The following is a 448-nucleotide window of genomic DNA, read 5'->3' on the forward strand; positions in this document are numbered from 1 at the left end:
GTTCAGGTACTGTTCGATCGGTTGCCAATCAATCACTTGATCTAACTTTAGCAATGGGAGGCGGTCGATGTGCTTGGCGATCATGACTTGTGCGGTTTGCCTGAAGAAGGTGCTCATGAGAAATCCCCTAAATGTCTTGGTGGGAATTTAGGGGATTTTTGGGGGGATTTTGCAAAGGTCTCTATTTGCGTTATTTTTTGTGCTCCTTGCATCTTATCCGAATGATGTATATGTACAACATATTTTCATGATATGTGAAAAATCTATACAGAATACTTGCATTTAAATTTCATTTTTTTACAATGGAGGGTGCAACTTTCTTCAAGTGACTATCACCGTTAAGACCATGCGGTGTCCCTTTTTCAGTTTACGGGGAAAGAGAATCTTGAATAACGTCCCTACACCCACCACAAAAAGGTAAAAAACATGAAAAAATTCAACGTTAAAG

Annotated in this window: 1 pseudogene; it reads right to left on the minus strand. The window is 39.3% G+C overall.

Annotated features, from left to right (window positions below):
- Positions 1-117: pseudogene (locus tag ACTHUR_RS20825) on the minus strand (IS5/IS1182 family transposase); the annotation flags it as partial.
- Positions 118-448: the final 331 nt, after the last annotated feature.

The sequence above is a fragment of the Neisseria sp. P0021.S007 genome, from assembly GCF_051956855.1.